At 64.4% G+C, this 21,633-nt stretch carries 15 protein-coding genes and 4 riboswitches; of the genes, 7 read left to right on the forward strand and 8 right to left on the reverse strand.

What is annotated here, in order from left to right; genetic code table 11:
- Positions 1-381 precede the first annotated feature (381 nt).
- Positions 382-587, reverse strand: a riboswitch (cobalamin riboswitch).
- A gap of 165 nt (positions 588-752) precedes the next feature.
- The 8 genes from DNX69_RS01465 to DNX69_RS01500 all read right to left on the reverse strand — a co-directional run bounded on the left by DNX69_RS01465 (position 753) and on the right by DNX69_RS01500 (position 11,204).
- Complete coding sequence (locus tag DNX69_RS01465) at positions 753-1,589, reverse strand: hypothetical protein (protein ID WP_133255958.1); 837 nt, start codon at positions 1,587-1,589, stop codon at positions 753-755.
- A 4-nt stretch (positions 1,590-1,593) separates the two neighbouring features.
- A complete protein-coding gene (locus DNX69_RS01470) occupies positions 1,594-2,712 on the reverse strand; it encodes a ribonucleotide-diphosphate reductase subunit beta (RefSeq protein WP_110784349.1) in 1,119 nt (372 codons plus the stop codon).
- Positions 2,713-2,732: 20 nt separating this feature from the next.
- The gene (locus DNX69_RS01475; RefSeq protein ID WP_110784253.1) at positions 2,733-5,657 is read right to left on the reverse strand and encodes a ribonucleoside-diphosphate reductase subunit alpha; all 2,925 of its coding nucleotides are present in this window, start codon (positions 5,655-5,657) and stop codon (positions 2,733-2,735) included.
- Positions 5,658-5,771: 114 nt separating this feature from the next.
- Positions 5,772-5,976, reverse strand: a riboswitch (cobalamin riboswitch).
- 37 nt (positions 5,977-6,013) lie between these two features.
- A complete protein-coding gene (locus DNX69_RS01480) occupies positions 6,014-6,679 on the reverse strand; it encodes an anaerobic ribonucleoside-triphosphate reductase activating protein (protein ID WP_110784254.1) in 666 nt (221 codons plus the stop codon).
- A complete protein-coding gene (nrdD, locus tag DNX69_RS26755) occupies positions 6,636-6,827 on the reverse strand; it encodes an anaerobic ribonucleoside-triphosphate reductase (RefSeq protein WP_110784256.1) in 192 nt (63 codons plus the stop codon). Before nrdD ends, DNX69_RS01480 begins: the two co-directional genes overlap by 44 nt.
- Before the next feature lie 17 nt (positions 6,828-6,844).
- Positions 6,845-8,866, reverse strand: coding sequence for a ribonucleoside triphosphate reductase (locus DNX69_RS01490; protein ID WP_110784258.1), 2,022 nt, complete (start codon positions 8,864-8,866; stop codon positions 6,845-6,847).
- A 111-nt stretch (positions 8,867-8,977) separates the two neighbouring features.
- Positions 8,978-9,181: riboswitch (cobalamin riboswitch) on the reverse strand.
- Between the two features lie 19 nt (positions 9,182-9,200).
- On the reverse strand, positions 9,201-9,635 hold the full coding sequence (locus DNX69_RS01495; RefSeq protein ID WP_110784259.1) for a hypothetical protein: 435 nt from the start codon (positions 9,633-9,635) through the stop codon (positions 9,201-9,203).
- A 144-nt stretch (positions 9,636-9,779) separates the two neighbouring features.
- Complete coding sequence (locus DNX69_RS01500) at positions 9,780-11,204, reverse strand: short-chain fatty acyl-CoA regulator family protein (RefSeq protein ID WP_110784261.1); 1,425 nt, start codon at positions 11,202-11,204, stop codon at positions 9,780-9,782.
- Positions 11,205-11,395: 191 nt separating this feature from the next.
- Here DNX69_RS01500 and DNX69_RS01505 point away from each other — a divergent pair, with 191 nt between their 5' ends.
- The 7 genes from DNX69_RS01505 (at position 11,396) to DNX69_RS01535 (ending at position 21,616) form a co-directional block, all read left to right on the forward strand.
- The gene (locus tag DNX69_RS01505) at positions 11,396-11,770 is read left to right on the forward strand and encodes an acyl-CoA thioesterase (RefSeq protein ID WP_110784350.1); all 375 of its coding nucleotides are present in this window, start codon (positions 11,396-11,398) and stop codon (positions 11,768-11,770) included.
- A complete protein-coding gene (locus DNX69_RS01510) occupies positions 11,767-13,299 on the forward strand; it encodes an MmgE/PrpD family protein (RefSeq protein WP_110784262.1) in 1,533 nt (510 codons plus the stop codon). Before DNX69_RS01505 ends, DNX69_RS01510 begins: the two co-directional genes overlap by 4 nt.
- 35 nt (positions 13,300-13,334) lie before the next feature.
- Positions 13,335-14,519, forward strand: coding sequence for a bifunctional 2-methylcitrate synthase/citrate synthase (gene prpC, locus DNX69_RS01515; RefSeq protein ID WP_110784263.1), 1,185 nt, complete (start codon positions 13,335-13,337; stop codon positions 14,517-14,519).
- 10 nt (positions 14,520-14,529) lie between these two features.
- Complete coding sequence (gene prpB, locus DNX69_RS01520) at positions 14,530-15,447, forward strand: methylisocitrate lyase (protein WP_110784264.1); 918 nt, start codon at positions 14,530-14,532, stop codon at positions 15,445-15,447.
- A 67-nt stretch (positions 15,448-15,514) separates the two neighbouring features.
- Complete coding sequence (locus tag DNX69_RS01525) at positions 15,515-16,075, forward strand: epoxyqueuosine reductase QueH (protein WP_283809318.1); 561 nt, start codon at positions 15,515-15,517, stop codon at positions 16,073-16,075.
- A 45-nt stretch (positions 16,076-16,120) separates the two neighbouring features.
- Positions 16,121-16,316, forward strand: a riboswitch (cobalamin riboswitch).
- A 107-nt stretch (positions 16,317-16,423) separates the two neighbouring features.
- Positions 16,424-18,790: a 5-methyltetrahydropteroyltriglutamate--homocysteine S-methyltransferase gene (gene metE / locus DNX69_RS01530; protein WP_110784266.1), complete on the forward strand. Its 2,367-nt coding sequence runs from the start codon at positions 16,424-16,426 to the stop codon at positions 18,788-18,790.
- A gap of 795 nt (positions 18,791-19,585) precedes the next feature.
- Positions 19,586-21,616 (forward strand): TonB-dependent siderophore receptor, encoded by a 2,031-nt coding sequence (locus DNX69_RS01535; protein ID WP_165825160.1) that lies wholly within the window; start codon positions 19,586-19,588, stop codon positions 21,614-21,616.
- The last annotated feature ends 17 nt before the right edge of the window (positions 21,617-21,633 follow it).

Consider the following 21,633-nt stretch of genomic DNA (forward strand, 5'->3'; position numbering starts at 1 on the left):
CCGGCGGCAGATCGGGATTGCTCGATCGAGATTGTTGGGCATGCGAGGCGTCCAGCCCGGCGCCGCTGATGAGCAGTGCGCCGGTTGCGCACGCGGCGAGATAGTTGCGCCGCGCAGTGCGCGTGCCCGAACGATCCGAACCGACAGACATACTTCCCCCAAATTCCAAGCATCTGTCTGCTACGACGTTCGCGGGTGGATCGCCGACGCAAATCGGCTTTCGGCTGTCGCGGGTCGAGAACGCGTCGTTTTGATTGAGACAGATGAACTGACGACGAGGCTTGGCCTCGCGGCAAGGTGACACGTCACCGCGACAAGCTCGTCCCTCGCGAGTGATGCTCGGGGAGCTTCGCTCCGGTTCACCCCGACCGGCGCGTTCGCACATGACCACTGCTGACGGCAGGTCTCCTGGCTCGCGGGTCGTCGTCTCCAGTCGCCTTCCCGGATCGAGGACAAAGATCCAGTGGCCGTCTGACCGAGACTCGTCGCTTACAGTTGCGGGGGCAGCCGCGGCATTGGAGAAAAATCTCCGCACCGCATTCCCTTTTGATCCTCCCGAAGGAAGAACCGTCAAGCGATCGTTAAGATCGCAGTTCGGCCAAGTCAATCGAACAATGGCGAAATCAAGATCATCGCCGTGAGGCTTTCACGTCTATTTGGGAGAGTAGTGTCGGACAGGTTGTATGACCGCCTACGTTGCATGTGAAAGTCGTATTTCCTATTCCGGCGGACGGCATCTGCGTCTTGCCCAATCAGTGCCTTCCGCGATCCCTGATGATCTCGATCTCGGCTGCGACACGCCGCCAACTCGTCTCGATAGTTTCGCCGGTGGCCGCCGCCCAGATCACGCGTCGGCCGAGCCGGCGCGCGATCTCGAAATCGACGCTGCCTGGTAAGCCTGCGAGATCGAGGATGGATGCGGATTCGGGAAGCCGTGCCACGATGGTGGCGCCGACCTGATGAGCGAAGCTGGTCGAAATCAGCAGGTCAATTCCGGCCGCGACGGCCGGCATGTCTTCGAAGCGATGCGGCACAGCGCCAGCGCTTCTGAGGGCAACATAGTCATCGATGGTGGCGGCGGTGGCGTGGATCCTGACATCGAGAGCTGCGAGACGGTCGACCAGAGCGGCAACGAGGTCGCGGTCGCCGACCACACCCACGGCAATCTGTTCGCGCGATTGCGGCTGGTCCGGTCCCAGATCGAGGGCGTTGATCGAGGGAGTTGCGAGATCCGGGCCGGAACAGCCGTGGCCGATGCTGAGCTGCCGCCGCCACGGATCGTCATGATCCTCGGTGGCTGGCGGAAGACAGTCAGCAGATGGGGCGCCGGACCGGGGAGGGCGTTCGCGGAGCACGGCGATCCTGACCACCGCCTCCAATCCCCGCCAGAATTCGAATTGCAGGCGCCACATGACGTGACGCCAACTCCACCGCCTTTCGGGCGGCGACGGTGTCCGAGATGATTGGGTCGCGATCTGCTCGGCCGTCTCGGCGGCCGAAGCGTCGCCTTGCGCGTTTCGCCTGGTCGTTGAAACGACCGCCGCAATCCGGCGTGGCTCTTGGGCTGGCTTGGGATGGTTCGGCGGCACGTCGCTAGTCCCAGTCCAGTGCGCCGCCGTTCTGGTACTCGATCACACGAGTCTCGAAGAAGTTCTTCTCTTTCTTCAGGTCCATCGTCTCGGACATCCACGGGAACGGATTTTCCGCGTCAGCGAACACCGGACGAAGCCCGAGCTGCACGCAGCGCCGGTTTGCAATGAAATGCATGTAGGTTTCGCACAAGGTGGCGTTCAGTCCGAGCAGGCCCTGGGGCATGGTGTCCCGGCCGTAGGCCGCCTCCAACCGGGCGGCGTCGTGAATCATGGCGCGAATTTCGTCCTGAAACGATGCGGTCCACACCTGCGGATTTTCCATCTTGATCTGGTTGATGACGTCGATGCCGAAGTTCAGGTGGATCGACTCGTCCCGCAGAATGTACTGATACTGCTCGGCGATCCCGGTCATCTTCTGCCGCCGGCCGAGCGACAGGATCTGCACGAAGCCGGTGTAGAACCACATCCCCTCGAACACGACGTAGAAGGCGACGAGATCGCGCAGAAACGCTTGGTCGGTCGCCGGCGTTCCGGTGTTGAAATGCGGGTCGTCGAGATGCCGAGTGTACTCGAGCGCCCACGCCGCTTTGTCGGTGATCGACGGCACCTCCCGATACATGTTGAACAGCTCGCCCTCGTCGAGGCCGAGACTTTCGACGATGTACTGGAAGGTGTGGGTGTGCACCGCCTCTTCGAATGCCTGGCGCAGCAGATATTGCCGGCATTCAGGATTGGTCAGGTGGCGATAGATCGCCAGCACGATGTTGTTGGCGACCAGCGACTCCGAGGCGGCGAAGAAGCCGAGATTGCGCTTCACCATCCGGCGCTCGTCCTCGGTCAGGCCGTCGCGCGACTTCCACAGCGCGATGTCGGCCTGCATCGAGACTTCGGTCGGCATCCAATGGTTGTTGCAGGCGGCGAGATATTTCTCCCACGCCCAGCGATACTTCAGCGGAAGAAGCTGATTGACGTCGGCGCGCGCGTTGATCATCCGCTTGTCGTCGACCCGCACCCGGGCGGCACCGCGATCGATCGTGCCGAGTCCGGTGGCATCGGCCTGAAGCACGGCGTCTGAATCTGCGAACAGGGAAGCGTTCTGAGCTTTGACAGCTTGCAGCATGTTGGACATCTCCGGTTCGCTCACTGGCAGGCTTCGCAGGTCGGATCGTCGATGGCGCACGCCTTGCCCCAGCCTTCGCCGACGTCATGGCCGTTGGCCGCGCCGTTGCGTTGCGACGGTTCAGCGGAGGCGGTCGGCAGCATGATCGCGGAGACCGCGTTGAGCTTGCCGTCGGTGCCGCGCAGAGTCGACTTTTCGACATGGGTGGCCGAGCGGGACCGCAGGTAGTAAGTCGTCTTCAATCCCCGGCGCCATGCCAGCCGGTACAGCGCGTCGAGCTTCTTGCCGCTCGGATTGGCGAGGTAGAGATTGAGTGATTGCGCCTGGTCGATCCATTTCTGCCGCCGGGCGGCGGCCTCGATCAGCCATGTCGCGTCGATCTCGAAAGCGGTCGCGTACAGCGCCTTGAGGTCGGCGGGCACGCGGTCGATCTGGCCAAGACTCCCGTCGAAATACTTCAAGTCCGAGATCATCACCTCGTCCCACAATCCGCGGCTTTTCAGGTCGCGGACCAGGTGGGTGTTCACGACGGTGAAGTCGCCCGACATGTTGGATTTGACGTAGAGGTTCTGATAGGCGGGCTCGATCGACTGCGACACCCCGCAGATGTTGGAGATGGTCGCGGTCGGGGCGATCGCCATGACGTTGGAGTTGCGCATGCCGGTCGTCGTGACGCGCTGGCGCAATGCCTCCCAGTCCAGTCGATGGCTCCGATCGACATCGACGTCGATGCCGCGCGCGTCGTCGAGCAGACGGATCGAGTCGAGCGGCAGTATGCCCCGCGACCACAGCGAGCCGTCGTAGGACGCGTAGCGGCCGCGTTCGGCGGCAAGGTCGGTCGAGGCCGAGATCGCCCAATAGGCGATCGCTTCCATGCTCTCGTCGGCGAAGGCGACCGCTTCGTCGGAGGCGTAGGGCAGTCGCAGGATGTTGAGCGCGTCCTGAAAGCCCATCAGGCCGAGACCGACCGGGCGATGCCGGAGGTTCGACGCCCGCGCCTCGGGGATGGTGTAGAAATTGACGTCGATGACGTTGTCGAGCATCCGCATCGCGGTCGTCACCGTGCGGGCCAGCCGATCGTGATCGAGCCGGCCTTGCGCCACATGATTGACGAGGTTGATCGAGCCGAGGTTGCACACTGCAACCTCGCGCTCGGAGGTGTTGAGCGTGATCTCGGTGCAGAGATTCGACGAATGCACCACGCCGCAATGCTGCTGCGGCGAGCGCAGGTTGCAGGGATCCTTGAAGGTGATCCACGGATGCCCGGTCTCGAACAGCATCGTCAGCATCCGCCGCCACAGATCGACCGCGCGTACCTGCTTGGTGACGCGCAGTTCTCCGCGTGCGGCCTTGGCCTCGTAGAAGGCGTAGCGCTCGGCGAAGGCGCGGCCGGTCAGATCGTGCAGATCCGGCGTCTCATCCGGCGAGAACAGCGTCCACTGTCCGTCCTGCTCGATGCGCTGCATGAACAGGTCGGGTACCCAGTTGGCGGTGTTCATGTCGTGGGTGCGGCGACGATCGTCGCCGGTGTTTTTGCGCAGGTCGAGGAATTCCTCGATGTCGATGTGCCAGGTCTCGAGATAGGCGCAGACCGCGCCCTTGCGCTTGCCGCCCTGATTGACCGCGATCGCGGTGTCGTTGGCGACCTTCAGGAACGGCACCACGCCCTGGCTCTCGCCGTTGGTGCCTTTGATGTGGGCGCCGAGGCCGCGGACCCGCGTCCAGTCGTTGCCGAGGCCGCCGGCGTATTTCGACAGCAGCGCGTTGTCCTTGATCGACTTGAAGATGCCGTCGAGATCGTCCGGCACCGTGGTGAGGAAGCAGGACGACAATTGCGGCCGCAGCGTGCCGGCATTGAACAGGGTCGGGGTCGACGCCATGAAGTCGAACGACGACAGCAGGTCGTAGAATTCGATCGCCTTGGCCTCGCGATCGACCTCGCGCAGCGCGATGCCGCAGGCCACCCGCATGAAGAACGCCTGGGGCAGCTCGAACCGCGTGCCGTGGGCATGAAGGAAGTAGCGGTCGTACAGGGTCTGCAGGCCGAGATAGTCGAATTGCAGGTCGCGCTCGGGTTTGATCGCGGCGGCGAGCTTGGCAAGATCGAAACGTCCGATCTCTGGATCGATCAGGTCGTGGGCGATGCCGGCTTTGAGATAGGCGCTGAAGTAATCGCCATAGCGTTCCGCCATCTGCGCCTGTGTCGCCTGATGCGGCCGGCCGTCGACGAAGCTGAGGGCTTCACGGCGGAGCTTGTCGAGCAGCAGCCGGGCGCTGACCTTGGTGTAATCCGGTTCGGTCTCGACGAAGGTCCGGGCGGCGAGAATCGGCGCCAGCGCCAGCTCGTCGTCACCGATGCCGTCGTAGAGATTGCGCTGCGTCTCGGCGAGAACGGCGTCGACCGATACGCCGTCGAGGCCTGCGCAGGCTTCGGTGATGACGGCGATGAGCCGCGGCAAATCGATCGGATGCAAGGTGCCGTCGCCGGCCTTGGTTCGCAACGCGGGTTCGGCCGGCTTGGCTTGCGCCGTCGCCGCCTTGGCGCGCTCGCGGGCGCGCTCCTCGCGATAGATCACATAGGCGCGCGCGACCTTGTGGTGCTCGCTGCGCATCAGGGCGAGTTCGGCCTGATCCTGGATGTCCTCGATGTGGAAGGTCCGGCCCGGTCCGATCCGGCGGGTGAGATTGGCGACGATCTGGTCGGTCAGCTCGGCGACGGTGTCGTGCACGCGCCGGGACGCGGCGGCGTTGCTGCCCTCGACGGCGAGGAACGCTTTGGTCAGCGCGACAGCGATTTTCGAGGCATCGAACGGCGACACCTCGCCGCTCCGCCGGATCACCTGATAGCCCGTGTCGCGCGCGGCGCTCGCTGTAAACTCGCCGGAGGTGAGTGGTGACAATGGCGCGCGGCGCGCGGCGTGAGCAACTTCGGTTCCGACAGACATTCCCAAGACCCCGTGAATGTTGGGGGCAGGGAGCTGGCGGAGACGCGAGCAGAGGTTGGTCCTGAAGGGACTGCGACAACTGCCATGCGACCCACCGGGACACCCCGCCCAGGGACGATTGCGATTGTCGCGGCAGGTCTCCTGGCTCGCGGGTCGTCGCGTCGGTCCAGTCTTCCCGGGCCTGGTGGGGCCCAGTGACGAATATCGGACTTCGGCTCGCCGCTTACAGTTGCGGGGGCAGCGCCGGTGTTGCACCGGCTTCCCTCTTAGCTCTCGGGTCGCTCACGCGACTCGAAAGACCGTGACATCTAGATATTGTATACGTGCCGTTCCGTGGTCAACAGGTTGTGCCGACTTTAGGCGGCATTCGTTGTGGGCGGTATTGAAATCTTGGCGCCGGTGTCACGAAACGATTGGATTCGCGTGCGCCCGGCGCCGAGCGCAAAGAGGTCCGCAGACAGCCGGTCCAGGGCAGGCTGGTCGAGAAGATCCGGATGAACCGTTGTCCGCAGGTCGCACTCCACGCCATGAGCGAGAACCAGTTCCAGGCTGGCGCGGGCGCTGTCGCCACTGCCGGCGACGCCGGTGATCCGGTCGTACTCGGCGAACGGCGCTTTGACGTCGAAGCCGATCCAATCGAGCAGCGGCAGCACACGGGCGAGCCGTTCGGGATATGGACCCGCGGTGTGCAGGCCGACGCGAAAGCCCAGCGCGCGCACGGCTGCGATCGCGGACGGCAAGCCCGCCTGCAACGTCGGCTCGCCGCCGGAGAACACCACGCCGTCGAGCAGACCGCGCCGAGTTTCCAGGAACGCGACCACGTCCTGCCATGCCAGTTGATCTTGCCCGCGAGCCGGCAGCAGATGCGGGTTGTGGCAGTAGCCGCATGTCCAGGGACAGCCCTGGCAGAACACGGTCGCGACCAGTTCGCCCGGCCAGTCGCAGGTCGACAGCCGGGCGAGACCGCCGATCCGCAGCTCAGCCGAGCTTGGCGCGGGCTTCGGTGAAGTACTTGCGGTCATTGAATTCGCCGATCTTGCCACGGTTGAACGACGCGACGGGACGGTGATAGCCCATCACCCGGGTCCAGATCTCGCAGGGTTGGCGCTCGGCATCGGTCAGCTCGATGGCTTCGGTGGCAGTGGCGGGGATGGTGACGTGTGCGTTCATCTCTCTATTCCTTCTGGTCAGTGACTAGCGGCGAGCCGCTTGGCGGCGAGGCGTTCGGCGTCGCATTTCGGGCAGAAGGCGTGCTCGCCTTCGATGTAGCCGTGGACGGGACAGATCGAGAAGGTCGGGGTCACCGTGACGTAAGGCAGCCGGAAGTTCTCTAGCGCGCGTCGCACCAGCTTCTTGCAAGCCTCCCCGGACGACAGCTTGGATCCCATGTAGAGATGCAGCACCGTCCCACCGGTATATTTGCGCTGCAGATCGTCCTGGCGTTCCAGCGCCTCGAACGGATCGTCGGTGAAGCCGACCGGAAGCTGGCTTGAGTTGGTGTAGTACGGATTGTCCTCGGTGCCGGCCTGCAGGATTCCGGGATAGCGCTTGCGGTCTTCCTTGGCGAACCGATAGGTCGTGCCTTCGGCCGGCGTCGCCTCGAGATTGTACAGATTGCCGGTCTGCTCCTGGAACGCGACGATCCTGGCACGCACGTGATCGAGGAATCGGGTGGCGAAGCCGTGGCCCCATGGCGTCGCGATGGTCTCGCAGTCCGCGGTGAAGTTGCGGATCATTTCGTTGACGCCGTTGATGCCGACGGTGGAGAAATGATTGCGCAGCGTGCCGAGATAGCGCTTCGAATACGGAAACAGCCCGTCGTCCATGTAGCGTTGCACCACCTTGCGCTTGATCTCGAGGCTGGTGCGGGCGATGTCGAGCAGGGTATCGAGCGCACGCAGCAGGCTTGGCTCGTCGCCGCGGTGCAGATGGCCGAGCCGCGCGCAATTGATCGTCACCACGCCGATCGAGCCGGTCTGCTCGGCGCTTCCGAACAGACCGTTGCCGCGCTTCAACAGCTCGGTGAGATCGAGCTGCAGCCGGCAGCACATCGACCGGATCATGTGCGGCTTCAGTTCCGAGTTGAGGAAGTTCTGGAAGTAGGGCAGGCCGTATTTCGCGGTCATCTCGAACAACCGCGCGGCGTTCTCGCTCTCCCAGGGAAAATCCGGCGTGATGTTGTAGGTCGGGATCGGGAAGGTGAAGACGCGCCCTTTGGCGTCGCCCTTGGTCATGATCTCCATGTAGGCGCGATTGATCATGTCCATCTCGGTCTGGAGATCACCATAGGTGAAGTCCATGTCCACGCCGCCGATCACCGGCACCTCGTCGCGCAGATCTTCCGGACAGGTCCAGTCGAAGGTGAGGTTGGTGAACGGCGTCTGCGTGCCCCAGCGCGACGGAACGTTGAGATTGTAGACCAGCTCCTGGATCGCCTGCAGAACGTCGGCGTAGCTGAGATTGTCCTTGCGCAGGAACGGAGCGAGATAGGTATCGAACGAGCTGAACGCCTGGGCGCCGGCCCATTCATTCTGCAACGTGCCGAGGAAGTTGACGATCTGGCCGATCGCGCTCGACAGATGCTTTGGCGGGCTGGCCTCGACCTTGCCGGGCACACCGTTCAACCCTTCCGTCAGCAAGGTCCGCAGCGACCAGCCGGCGCAGTAGCCGGACAGCATGTCGAGGTCGTGGATGTGCAGATCGCCATCGCGGTGGGCGCGGCCGACTTCCGGCGGGTAGACGTGCGACAGCCAATAGTTCGCGACCACCTTGCCGGACAGGTTCAGGATCAGGCCGCCGAGCGAATAGCCCTGGTTGGCGTTGGCATTGACGCGCCAGTCGGTGCGGTCGAGGTATTCGTTGATCGACGCGATCGCGTCGACGGCGACCTTGCGGTCGTTGCGCGCCTGACTGCGCTTTTCGCGATAGACGATGTAGGCCCGCGCGGTGGTGAGATGGTTGGCTGAAATCAGCACCTGCTCGACGATATCCTGCACCTGCTCGATCTGCGGCACGGTGCCGGCAAAGCGATGCGCGATCACCTTGATCGATTGACTGGTGAGCAGCGCTGCTTCGAGTTCGCCGAATTCGCCTGTCGCCTGTCCGGCACGGGCGATCGCGGACCTGATCTTGGCGCTGTCGAACGGGGCTTGCGAGCCGCTCCTCTTGATGATCGCTCGAGGAAGGTCGGTCGGGTTGGTAACAGGCATCGGCACACCGCAGTTCAAATTGCGGGCAGGAGCCGAGCAGGCGCGTGCAGAAGTCGTACGGAGACACCGTACGCATCGAAGCAAGCGACCCACCGGGACACCCCGCCCAGGGACGTTTGGTTGTTCGCGGCAGGTCTCCTGGCTTGCGGGTCATTGCCTTCGTCTGCCTTCCCGGGATTGCTCCCAGTGGCCTGATGACGTCGGCTCGCCGCTGACAGTTGCGGGGGCAGCTCCGGCTTAGGCGGTAACGCCGCACCGGATTCCCTCTTAGCCCTCGATCAAACGATTCGAGAGACCGCGAATACAATATGTAGTGCCCCGGCTGCCGTTCTTGTCAAGCAGTCGATATGTTATTGCTGCCGGGCGCGGATGCGGCATCGGCGCGGCGCCAGGCTTCGATCTGCTCCGGACGATGCGCGAGCGCCGTGATCCGGGCGGGCGGATACAGCACCAGAAACACCGAGTTCTTGCCGCTGCGGAACGAGGTGTGGCCGGACGTCGGCAGCCGGCCGTCCTTGGTCCAGCGACGGCGCTCGCGCGAGCTGATCGCCAGGATCTCGTCGACCTCCTTCGGGTGAATCCGTTCGGCCTGGAAAGCTGCGATTTCCTCATCGATGGCCGCCAGCATGCCTCCCATATCGAACGCTGCTTGCCGAATCGTCGCGTGGACGCCGTTGCCGTCCAGAGTCGCTTCGAGTTTCAGCCGGCGCAGCAGTCTCAACACCCTGCGGGCGACCGCCTTGGCGCGCCGTTCCGATCCGAGCGTCATCTCGTGCGTCGGCTCGAACCAAAAGGAGGTACCATCGTCACACGGACAGAACCGTACGTAGCGTCGGCAATTGTCGGGCGCGTTCGCTGTCATTCGTCACCACGGCGTTTCCGATGCCCACTGTTTCGTCTCGCCTGGTTCAGGTCAATTCGTCGAATAGGGTGAGAACGAGTTGCGATTTTCGTCGACCTGGAGCGTGCGGCCGACCGGCGGGAAGGCGCGTTGCGGGCAGGCCTGCCGTTCGCAGATCCGACAACCCGCCCCGATGGGCGTCGCCGCTGCCGGATTGGTGAGGTCGAGTCCGTCGGAATAAACCAGCCGCCCGGCGTGCTGCAGATCGCATCCGAGCGCGATCGCAAAGGTCTTGCGCGGTGCGTGGTAACCTGCCTGATCGTGCGAGACCGTGCGCGCGACCCAGAGATACGTCCGGTCGTCGGGCATGCGAGCGAGCTGCGTGAGAATCCGCTCCGGTTGCGAGAATGCCTCGTAGACGTTCCACAGCGGACACGTTCCGCCGCCGCGCGAGAAATGGAAATCCGTCGCCGACTGTCGCTTCGAAATGTTGCCCGCGCGATCGACGCGGATGAAGAAGAACGGCACGCCGCGCGCGCCGGGGCGCTGCAACGTGCTGAGACGGTGGCAGATGGTCTCGTAGCCGACGCCGAAATGCTGACCTATCAAGGTGATGTCGTAACGTACCGACTCGGCTTTGTCCCGGAAGGCCGCGTAGGGCAGTAGCAGCGCCCCGGCGAAGTAATTGGCAAGACCAATCCGTGCCAGCCTGCGCGAGGCCTCGTCGCCGAACGGATTCTCGCCGACCAGCGCATCGATCGTGTCGCGATGCTCGAGGAAGGCGAGCTGCGTGCCGATCTGAAACGCCTGCTGGCCCGGCTGCAGGCGGGCCGAAAGCCGAAGCGTCTTGTTGCCGGCGTCGAAGCTGCGCTGAACATCCGCCGATGCGTCGCCGGCTTCGCCGACGCGGATGTCGATGCCGTGGCGCGATTTCAGCCGCTCGGCCAGCGCCGCCGCGACCTGCTGGATCGTTCGTCCGGTGTCCGCAGCGGTTCGTTCCGCCGCTTCGTCGAGCTCGGCGATGTAGTTGTGCCTTGCATAAAAGAAATCGCGAACCTCTTCGAACGGCGTGGACATTGCGGACGTCGGTCGATCTTGCCGATCGTCCCCGAGACGGGCGGCGAGGGCTGCCGATTGCTCCAGCGCGAGGTGATAGCGCCGATAGATCGCCACCAAGGCGCGGCCGGCGGCGGGCATGCTGGTGGCGAGCTCACGCACGTCGCTGGCTGTCATGCTTTCGCCAATCATCGGGTCGGACAGCGCTTCCTTGAGGTCGGCGATCAGTCGCGCCTCGTCGTCCTCCGAGAACAATTGCACGTCGATGCCGAGCGTCGCATTGAGTTTCAGCAACACCGGGACCGTCAGCGGACGTTGGTTGTTTTCGATCTGATTGAGGTAGCTCGGCGAAACGCCGACGGCGGTGGCGAGCGCCTGCTGTGTCATGCCACGCTGCTCGCGCAGCCGTCGCAGCCGGGCACCTACATACGCTTTCTTCATCGCACCTCCGCAGATCGCCTTCGCAATCTTTGCAAATCGCCGCGCCGCGCTTCGCAATTCTTCGCAGGTTTAGTGCTTTACGGCGGCCCGCGTTCGCCAATATGCCGAACCATCCGCCAAGACAAGCCGAAGGAGGTGGCGCCGTGAGTGCGACAAGTTTCGATGCGCCGCCGGAGACGCGCTTCGTCGAGATGATCTTCCCGGAGCAAGCTAATCACTACGGGACGCTGTTCGGCGGCAACGCGCTCAACCTGATGGGCAAAGCCGCGTTCGTCGCGGCGACCCGGCGAGCGCGCCAGCCGATCGTGATGGCGACATCCGACAAGATTGAATTTCACGTTCCGGTCAAGGTCGGCGATCTGGTCGAACTGACAGCGCGCGTGGTGCGGGTGGGACGCTCGTCGATGACCGTGGTGGTCGATGTCGTCAGCGAGGCGCTGATTTCCGGCGCCCGGCAACTGGCCGTGCGCGGCTCGTTTGAAATGGTCGCTGTCGACAAAGCCGGCAGGCCGACACCCATCCAAGTTTCTTCACCGACGACGATCACCCAGGAGACGATTTCGTGAAGCTGCATACCGTCCGAACCGCCCGTTCTGCCGACCGCTTGCCCCGCACCGAGCAGCTTGCCTGGAAGATTGCGGAGGTCGCTGCCGATCCGGTGGCGGTCGAGCCAGCGGTGGTGGAGATGATCGGCAACCGGATCATCGACAATGCCGCGGTCGCGGCTGCGTCGATCGCGCGCCGCCCGGTCGCCAGTGCCCGTGCGCAAGCGATGGCGCATCCGTTTCGCGCCGGCGCGACGGTGTTCGGGCTGGCGCTGGACCGGCGCGTTTCGCCCGAATGGGCGGCGTGGGCCAACGGCGTGGCGGTGCGCGAACTCGACTTCCACGACACCTATCTGGCGGCGGACTACTCGCATCCCGGCGACAACATTCCGCCGATTCTGGCGGTGGCGCAGCATTGCGGTCTCGATGGCGCTGCGCTGGTTCGCGGTCTCGCCACCGGCTACGAGATTCAGGTCGATCTCGTCACCGGCATCTGCCTGCACGAGCACAAGATCGATCACATCGCGCATCTCGGCCCATCGGCGGCGGCCGGCATCGGAACGGCGCTGCGGCTGCCGGCCGAGGTGATCTATCAGGCCGTCCAGCAGGCCTTGCACGTGACCACCACGACGCGGCAATCGCGCAAGGGCGAGATTTCGAGCTGGAAGGCTTACGCGCCTGCGTTCGCCGGCAAGATGGCGGTGGAAGCGGTGGATCGGGTGATGCGCGGCGAGGGCGCGCCGTCGCCGGCCTGGGAGGGCGAGGACGGCTTCATCGCCTGGCTGCTCGGCGGCCCCAAGGCGGAATATCAGGTGCCGCTGCCGGAGCGCGGCGAGGCCAAGCGGGCGATCCTGCAAACCTACACCAAGGAGCACTCGGCCGAGTATCAGAGCCAGGCGCTGATCGATCTGGCACGCCGAATGGGACCGCTGCTGCGGGAACGCACGCCGGACCTGTCGAAGATCAGCAGCATCGTGCTGCATACCAGTCATCACACCCATTATGTGATCGGCACCGGGGCCAACGATCCGCAGAAGATGGACCCGAGCGCGAGCCGCGAAACGCTCGATCACTCGATCATGTACATCTTCGCCGTCGCGCTCGAAGACGGCGGGTGGCATCACGAGCAATCCTATGCGCCGGAGCGAGCGGCGCGGCCCGCCACGGTGGCGCTGTGGCACAAGGTGTCGACGGTCGAGGATCCGGAATGGACCCGGCGCTATCACAGCCGCGATCCCAAGGAGAAAGCGTTCGGCGCACGCGTCGTCGTCACCCTCGACGACGGCTCTGTGGTCGAAGACCAGATCGCCGTGGCCGACGCCCATCCGCTCGGCCGTCGCCCGTTCGGACGCGAGCAATATGTCGGCAAGTTCCGCACCCTGGCGGACGGCATCGTCGAGACATCGGAGCAGGACCGCTTCCTCGATCTGGTCGAGCGGCTGCCGTCGCTGACCTCGGCCGAATTGAGCGGTCTGAGTTTTGCGGTCGCGCCGTTCCGGCTCGGAGCCGCGCCGGCCACCGGCATCTTCGACTGGAAGCCCGCGTCGTAGCGGGGCGACCAATTCAGCAGACAAGGGAGGCAACAATGACAGAACATGCCAATGCGCGTCACAGTGCTCCGCCGAAGAAGTCCGTAGCACTATCGGGCGTTGTCGCAGGCAACACCGCGCTGTGCACGGTCGGCCGGACCGGAAACGATCTGCACTATCGCGGCTACGACATTCTCGACATGGCGGAAACCTGCGAGTTCGAAGAGATCGCGCATCTTCTGGTGCACGGCGCGCTGCCGACGGCGGCGGAACTGGCCGCCTACAAGGCCAGACTGCGAAGCCTGCGCGGGCTGCCGGCGGCGGTGCGAAGTGCGCTCGAAGCTCTCCCGGCGGCGGCGCATCCGATGGATGTGATGCGCTCGGGGGTATCTTCGCTCGGCTGCGTGCTGCCGGAAGCGGGCGATCTCAATCACCCCGGCGCCCGCGACATCGCCGACCGGTTGCTGGCCTCGTTCGGTTCGATGCTGCTGTACTGGTATCACTTCGCCCACACCGGCCGCCGCATCGAGGTCGAGACCGACGACGACAGCATCGGCGGGCATTTTCTGCACCTTCTGCACCGGACCAAGCCGTCGCAATCCCACGTCCGTGCGATGCATACCTCGTTGAACCTGTATGCCGAGCACGAGTTCAACGCCTCGACCTTCACGGCACGCTGCATTGCCGGCACCGGCGCTGATTTCTACTCGGCGATCGCCGGCGCGATCGGCGCGCTGCGCGGCCCCAAGCATGGCGGCGCCAACGAGGCGGCGTTCGAAATCCAGAAGCGATACGCGACACCGGACGAGGCGGAGACCGACATCCGGCGCCGCGTCGCTGCGAAAGAGGTGGTGATCGGGTTCGGACACCCGGTCTACACCATCGCCGATCCGCGCAACCGCGTCATCAAGGAGGTCGCGCGCCGGCTTTCGGTCGAGGCCGGGTCGGTGAAGATGTTCGAGATCGCCGATCGGATCGAAGCGGTGATGCACGAATCCAAGAAGATGTTCGCCAATCTCGACTGGTTCAGCGCTGTCTCCTATCACGTGATGGGGGTGCCGACTTCGCTGTTCACACCGCTGTTCGTGATCTCGCGCACCGCAGGATGGAGTGCGCATATCATCGAGCAGCGGCAGGACAACAAGATCATCCGGCCGACCGCGAATTATATCGGACCGGAAAATCGCCTGTTCGTGCCGATCGAACAACGCGGTCCCGCGCCGTCATCCCGTCACGCCTGAAAGTGAAACCATGCCGTATCTCGTTGCTGCTGATCTCCCCTCCGACCCCGCAGGCGTCCGGTTTCGCGCGCTAATCGAGCGCGGCGGCATCGTCCGGATGCCGGGCGCGCACAACGGCATGGCCGCGCTGCAGGCGCGGGCGGCCGGCTTTGAAGCACTGTATTTGTCGGGTGCGGCCATGACCGCATCGATGGGGCTGCCGGATCTCGGCATGATCACGGTCGACGAGGTGGCGTTCTTCATCCGGCAGATCGCGCGGGCAGGCGGCCTGCCCACTTTGGTCGATGGCGACACCGGCTATGGCGAGGCGCTCAACGTCATGCACATGGTCCGCACTTTCGAGGATGCCGGGGCGGGGGCGGTTCATATCGAAGACCAGCTGTTGCCGAAGAAGTGCGGTCATCTCAACGACAAGAAGCTCGCCGACGCCCGCGACATGGCCGCCAAGGTCGCCGCCGCGGCCAAGGCGCGGCGGCATCTCTATCTGATCGCACGGACCGATGCGGCGGCGAGCGAAGGCATCGACGGCGCCGTGGCGCGCGCCAAGCTCTATATCGAGGCGGGCGCCGATGCGATATTCCCGGAGGCGCTGACGACGGCGGAGATGTTCCGCGCGTTCGCCGCGCGGATGCCGGGCGTGCCGCTGCTCGCCAACATGACCGAGTTCGGCCGGACACCGTTCTTCACCGCCGATGAGTTTCAGCAGATGGGCTACCGGATGGTGATCTGGCCGGTGTCGTCGCTGCGCGTCGCCAACAAGGCGCAGCAGAAGCTTTATGCGATGTTGCAGCGCGACGGCTCGACACAGGCCATGCTCGGCGAGATGCAGACCCGCGCCGAACTGTACGACACCCTCGGCCTCGACCGGTTCGAGGCGCTGGATGCCTCGATCGTCCGATCGATCGCACCGGACACGGTGGGGTCATAAGCTACGGACGGCTCCGGGTGAGGAAGCGGCGCTGTCGAGCCGCGAACGACACAAGCTGGTTGCGCCGGTGCCGCAGGGCCGAGTCCTGCTGCACTGCTGCTGCGCGCCCTGCGCGGGCGAGGTGATTGAAACGCTACTGTGGTCGGAGATCGACCACGCGGTGATGTTCTACAATCCCAATATTCATCCGCACGACGAGTATCTGCGGCGCAAGGACGAGCTGCAGCGCTTCGCCGCGCGGCACGGCATCGGCGTCGTCGATGCCGACTACGACTCGGCTGCGTGGTTTCGCGCCGTGGAGGGATTGGAAGCCGAGCCGGAGCGCGGCGCGCGCTGTACCGTGTGTTTCGATGTCCGGCTCGAACGGACCGCCGCTCACGCCGAGCAGCATGGCTTCGCCATGATCGCGACTTCGCTCGGGATCTCGCGCTTGAAGAATATCGGGCAGGTCGATGCATGCGGTCGCCGCGCCGCCGCGCGCTATGCCGGCGTGATCCACTGGGATCACGATTGGCGCAAGTCCGGCGGCGCCGACCGCGCAGCCGAACTGGCCAAGCAAGAGCAGTTCTATCGGCAGGACTATTGCGGCTGTGTGTACTCGCGATCGAAGTTGAAACTAATAAGTTGAGATGATCGACGCGTGGATCGCTTGACAGCGTCCGATCACTCTCGCCATAGTGATCGCCGTCGAGGTTCTTCGGGCACGATCGTCCCGAAGCTAAGAGGGAAGCCGGTGCAAGGCCGGCGCTGCCCCCGCAACTGTCAGCGGTGAGCCGACGTTCAGCAAAGCCACTGGGAGCGATCCCGGGAAGGTCGAACGAAGGTGATGACCCGCGAGCCAGGAGACCTGCCTCGTCGAACGATAGTCCTCGGGCGGGGTGTCCCGGTGGTGCGCTTGTGGCCCCGGCGCGCTCGCGGTGATCGGGGAATCATGCCGCGTCGCTAGGCCTTGCCCCCAACAGTTTGGGGTTGAGCCATGTCTTCTCTCACAACTACTACGTCTCTTGCCGTCGCCACACTCGGCACACCGCGGATCGGGCCGCGGCGCGAGCTGAAATCCGCACTCGAAAGCTACTGGGCCGGCAAGTCGACGGAAGCCGACCTGCTGCGAGTCGCGGCCGCGTTGCGCGCGGCGAACTGGGCGCGGCAGCAAGCGCGCGGCGTCAGCGTGATTCCGTCGAACGATTTCTCGCTCTATGATCAGGTCCTCGACACCAGCGTGATGGTCGGCGCGATTCCCGAGATCTATGGGTGGAAAGGGGGCCCGGTTTCGCTCGCTACCTATTTCGCCATGGCCCGCGGCACGCAGGCCGACACCGTGGGGCACGGCTGTGCCAACGGTCATTACCACGACGAGTCGACACCGCATGGCGTTCCGGCTCAGGAGATGACCAAGTGGTTCGATACCAACTACCACTATATGGTTCCTGAGTTTTCCGCCGGGCAGCGCTTCCAGCTCGCCTCGCTCAAGCCGCTCGACGAATATCGCGAGGCGAGGGCGCTGGGCTACGACACCCGTCCGGTGCTGCTCGGGCCGGTCACCTATCTGAAGCTCGGAAAGAGCGCAGATACGGGGCTCGACGTGCTGTCGCTGCTGCCGCAGCTGGTGCCGGTCTATATCGAGATCCTCGGCCGGCTCGCGGCCGAGGGGGCGAAGTGGGTCCAACTCGACGAACCGGCGCTGGTGCTCGATCTCGACGACCGCGAGCGCCAGGCGTTTCGCGACGTCTACGGCCAGATTGCGCGGGAGCTGCCGCATCTCGATATCATGCTGGCGACCTATTTCGGCGGGCTCGGCGACAATCTCGACACAGCGCTAGGGCTGCCGATCGCGGGTCTGCATCTCGACCTGGTCCGGGCGCCGAAGCAGATCAACGCCGTGATCGCGAAGGGACCGAAGGATCTGGTGTTGTCGCTCGGCGTAGTCGACGGCCGCAATATCTGGCGCGCCGACCTGCCGGACTTGCTCGACCGCCTGGAGCCGATCGTGCAGCAGCGTGGCGCCGGACGCGTGCAATTGGCCCCGTCCTGTTCGCTGCTGCATGTGCCGGTCGATCTCGAACTCGAAACCGGCCTCGATCCGGACCTGAAGAGCTGGCTGTCGTTCTCGCTGCAGAAGATGGGCGAGCTGTCGACGCTGGGCAGGGCCTTGAGCGGCGACCGGGCCGCGGTGCACGACCAGTTGTCCGCCTCGGCCAAGGCGGCCGCGACGCGGCGCAAGTCGCCCAAGGTGCACGACATGGCGGTGATCGGCCGCGCCGCGGCGGTCACCTCGGCGATGACCCAGCGCGACAGTGGATTTGCGGCGCGCGCAGCGCTGCAGCATCAGCGGCTGCAGCTGCCGGCGTTTCCGACCACCACGATCGGGTCGTTTCCGCAGACCGCTCAGATCCGCCAGGTCCGCGCCGCTCATGCCAAGGGCGCGATCTCGGATGCGGACTACAACACGTTCCTGCGCGGCGAGACCGCCCGGGCGATTCAGTGGCAGGAGAAGGTCGGCCTCGACGTCCTGGTCCACGGCGAGTTCGAACGCAACGACATGGTGCAGTATTTCGGCGAGCAGCTCGCCGGCTTCGCCTTTACCAAGGAGGGGTGGGTGCAGAGCTACGGCTCGCGCTGCGTGCGGCCGCCGATCCTGTTCGGTGACGTGTCGCGGCCGAAGCCGATGACGATCGGCTGGTGGAAGTACGCGCAGTCGCTCACGGCCAAGCCGATGAAGGGCATGCTCACCGGACCGGTGACGATCCTGAACTGGTCGTTCGTCCGCGACGACGTTCCGCGCAGCACGGCGTGCCGCCAGATCGCGCTCGCCATCCGCGACGAAGTCGGCGATCTCGAACAGGCCGGCGCCACGATGATCCAGATCGACGAGGCGGCGCTGCGCGAAGGCCTGCCGCTGCGCCGCTCGGAATGGAAGGGCTATCTCGATTGGGCGGTCGAGTGCTTCCGGCTGTGTTCGTCCGGCGTCAAGGACGAGACCCAGATCCATACGCACATGTGCTACTCGGAGTTCAACGACATTATCGATGCGATCGCCGCGATGGATGCCGACGTGATCTCGATCGAGACGTCGCGCTCGAAGATGGAGCTTCTCGACGCCTTCAAGACCTACAAATACCCGAACGAGATCGGCCCCGGCGTCTACGACATTCATTCGCCCCGGGTGCCGTCGGTCGAGGAGATGACGACGCTGCTCCAGCTCGCGCGGCAGCGGCTGTCCGACGGGCAATTGTGGGTCAATCCGGACTGCGGATTGAAGACGCGTGGTTGGGACGAGGTCCAGGGGGCGCTCATCAACATGGTCGAGGCAGCGCGGCACATTCGCCGGCTCAGTGCGGGATGAAGTGGCGCCGCTCTGAACGGCGCTTGTGACGCGCTGCCATCGGGGAGGCCTCCGGCTGGGTGCCGGGGGCCTCCAAACTTGTCGGTCCGACGAATGATTGCGTTGGCCACGTTTCGGTCGCGGGGGACGAGGATCGGCCAACGGCCGGCCCGGTGTGTCTAATTGGCGAGATTGCAGAGGCCGGGGTCCCTGCGAAGGCGACCGCGGCCTGGACGCACTCCTTGCTTCGGGTTCTCGCGGAGGGCGGACGGCCCAACTGCGGCTCGCCGCCTCCTGCCGTGCTGAACCGACCAGTGGTGATAGTCGGCTGTGCACCTCCTCCGACCTCGAATTGCTCATCCAGCTTCTGGAGGGATCAAAAATAGAGCACCCGCTGGAACCAACTCGCCTTGCCAGGCTGTATGATCTTTTGTTAGGTAGTTCATACACGAGTGGGAGAGTGCGTTGAGCGAAGCCGGGGGGCGTATCGTAGGGCGTGGTACATCGCATGGTTGCGGGGCTTCGCATTCGACTATTATTCGGTGGGGTCGGGGCGAGCTCCTGCCGTCGTTTCAGTCTGGAGTCGGACGACCGCTGCGCTCGGCCGCAATGGTCTCGGTTTGTCTCGCCGCTCTGTGCGTCTGTTACGCGGACGGTGCGTCAGCGCAGACGGGTCTGCCGGCGGTGACCGTCGATGCGCCCGTGGCGCGTCAGAAGCCGCAATCGCAGCGCTCTGCCCAGTCGACACGGGCAACGCAGCGTCGCGCTGCGCGGGCGCAAAGGCCGAACGCGCCGCCCGCTGCGCCCAATCCGGCTGTGGCAGATGTGCGCCCTGCGACGGTTGAACGTGGCAATGGCCCGGTCGACGGCTACCGCGCCACCCGCACCACCAGCGGCACCAAGACCGATACGCTGCTCAAGGATATCCCGCAGGAAATCGTGGTCGTGCCCCGGCAGGTGCTCGACGATCGGAATGCGACGACGGTGGCCGGCGCGCTCGACGTCGTCGGCGGCGTGACCCGCGGCAATAATTTCGGCGGCCTCAACAACTACGAGTTCAACATCCGCGGCTTCCCGACCCGCAATGCCGCCAAGAACGGCATCTCCGCGGTTCGCCGCTACGAGCCGGACGACGCCGCCAATGTCGAGCGCGTCGAAGTGATGATGGGCCCGTCCGGCGCGCTGTACGGACGCAGTGATCCGAGCGGCTTCTACAATGTCATCACCAAGCAGCCGCTCGACCGCAACTTCGTGACCTTGATGGGGACGGTCGGCTCCTACGGCATGCGCCGCACCACGATCGATGCCAACCAGGTGTTGTCGGACGACAAGACGTGGCTCGGCCGCATCAACGCAGCGTTCGACCAGCGCGACAGCTTCCGCGATTTCATCGACAGCAAGCGTGTTTTCGTCGCTCCGGTCGTGTCCTATTCGCCGTCCGCCGATTGGCGGGTGACGTTCGAGGGTGAATACCTGAAGGACGATCGACCGTTCGACCGCGGTCTGGTCGCGGTCAACAAGAATGTCGGTTCGCTGCCGATCTCCCGTTTCCTCGGCGAGCCCAACGACGGCCCGATCCGCAATCAGTATGTCCTTGGGAGCTTTCGGGTCGAGCACGATATCAACAAGGATTGGCTCGTCAGATTCGCCACTCAGTACAAAGAAGGGAGTCTGTACGGCTGGACGGCCGAGCCCGTCTCGGTCAATGCCGCCGGCATCCTGATGCGACGCAACACGTTTCGGGATTACAATTGGGCGTCATCGAACTCTCAACTGGAAACCGTCGGCCATTTCGGCATCGGCGGCATCAAGAACACGCTGCTGGCCGGAATCGAATACGAGCACTACACCGATCTCGAAGACTTTCGGCGGTCTAACAACACGACCAATCCCTACAGCATCAACGTGTACAATCCGGTCTATGGTCAGGCCAAGCCGCCTGCCACGGTCCTGTCGCTGTTCAAGGATCGCGTCGATACTTTAGGGCTGTACGGATCGCTGCAGACCGAATGGACCTCGCAGCTCAAGACGCTGGTCGGCGTTCGCTACGACAATTACGATCAGGATGCGCGGCAGTTGATCACCGGTCAGCGTATCACCCAGAACCCGGATCCAGTGATTCCGAAAGCCGGTGTGACGTACGAGATCGTGCCGAACTTCACGCTGTTCGCCGATGTCGCCAAATCCTTCAGGCCCAATCTCGATTCCGACACCGGCTTTGCCGGGACGGCGACCGGGCAGGCATTCGCGCCCGAAACCGGCATCGGCTACGAAGCCGGCGCCAAGTGGGATCTGCTCGGCAACAAGCTGAGCGTGACGGCTGCCGCGTTCAAGATCGTCAAGGACAACGTGCTGACTGCGGACCCGGCCAATCCGGGTTTCAGCACCACCGCCGGGCAGGTCACCAGCACGGGCTTCGACATCAACGTCGTCGGCAACGTCACGCGCGAACTGCGCCTGATCGGTGGTTACGCCTATACGGACGCCAGGATCACCCAGGACGTGACGCTGCCCATCGGCGCGCGTTTCCCGAACGTGCCGCTGAACAGCGGCTCGATGATGGCGGTGTACGAATGGCAGTCGGGAATGCTTGCAGGGCTCGGACTGGGCGGCGGCGTCTCGGCCGCGGATTCGCGGGCGGGCGATGCCACCGGCGGCAGCTTCACCGTGCCGGGCTACGTCAAGTTCGACGCGCTGGCCTACTACACCCTCAACAAGACGACCAAGATCTCGTTGAACGTCTACAACATCGCCAACACGGTCTACTACGATCAGGTCCGCTCCACGACCAATGTCTATCCCGGCCAGCCGCGCACGGTGTGGCTCACCATGAAGAGCACGTTCTGAGGGCGGCGCCAGCGGCA

The organism is Rhodopseudomonas palustris (genome assembly GCF_003226555.1).
GTDB lineage: Bacteria > Pseudomonadota > Alphaproteobacteria > Rhizobiales > Xanthobacteraceae > Rhodopseudomonas > Rhodopseudomonas palustris_I.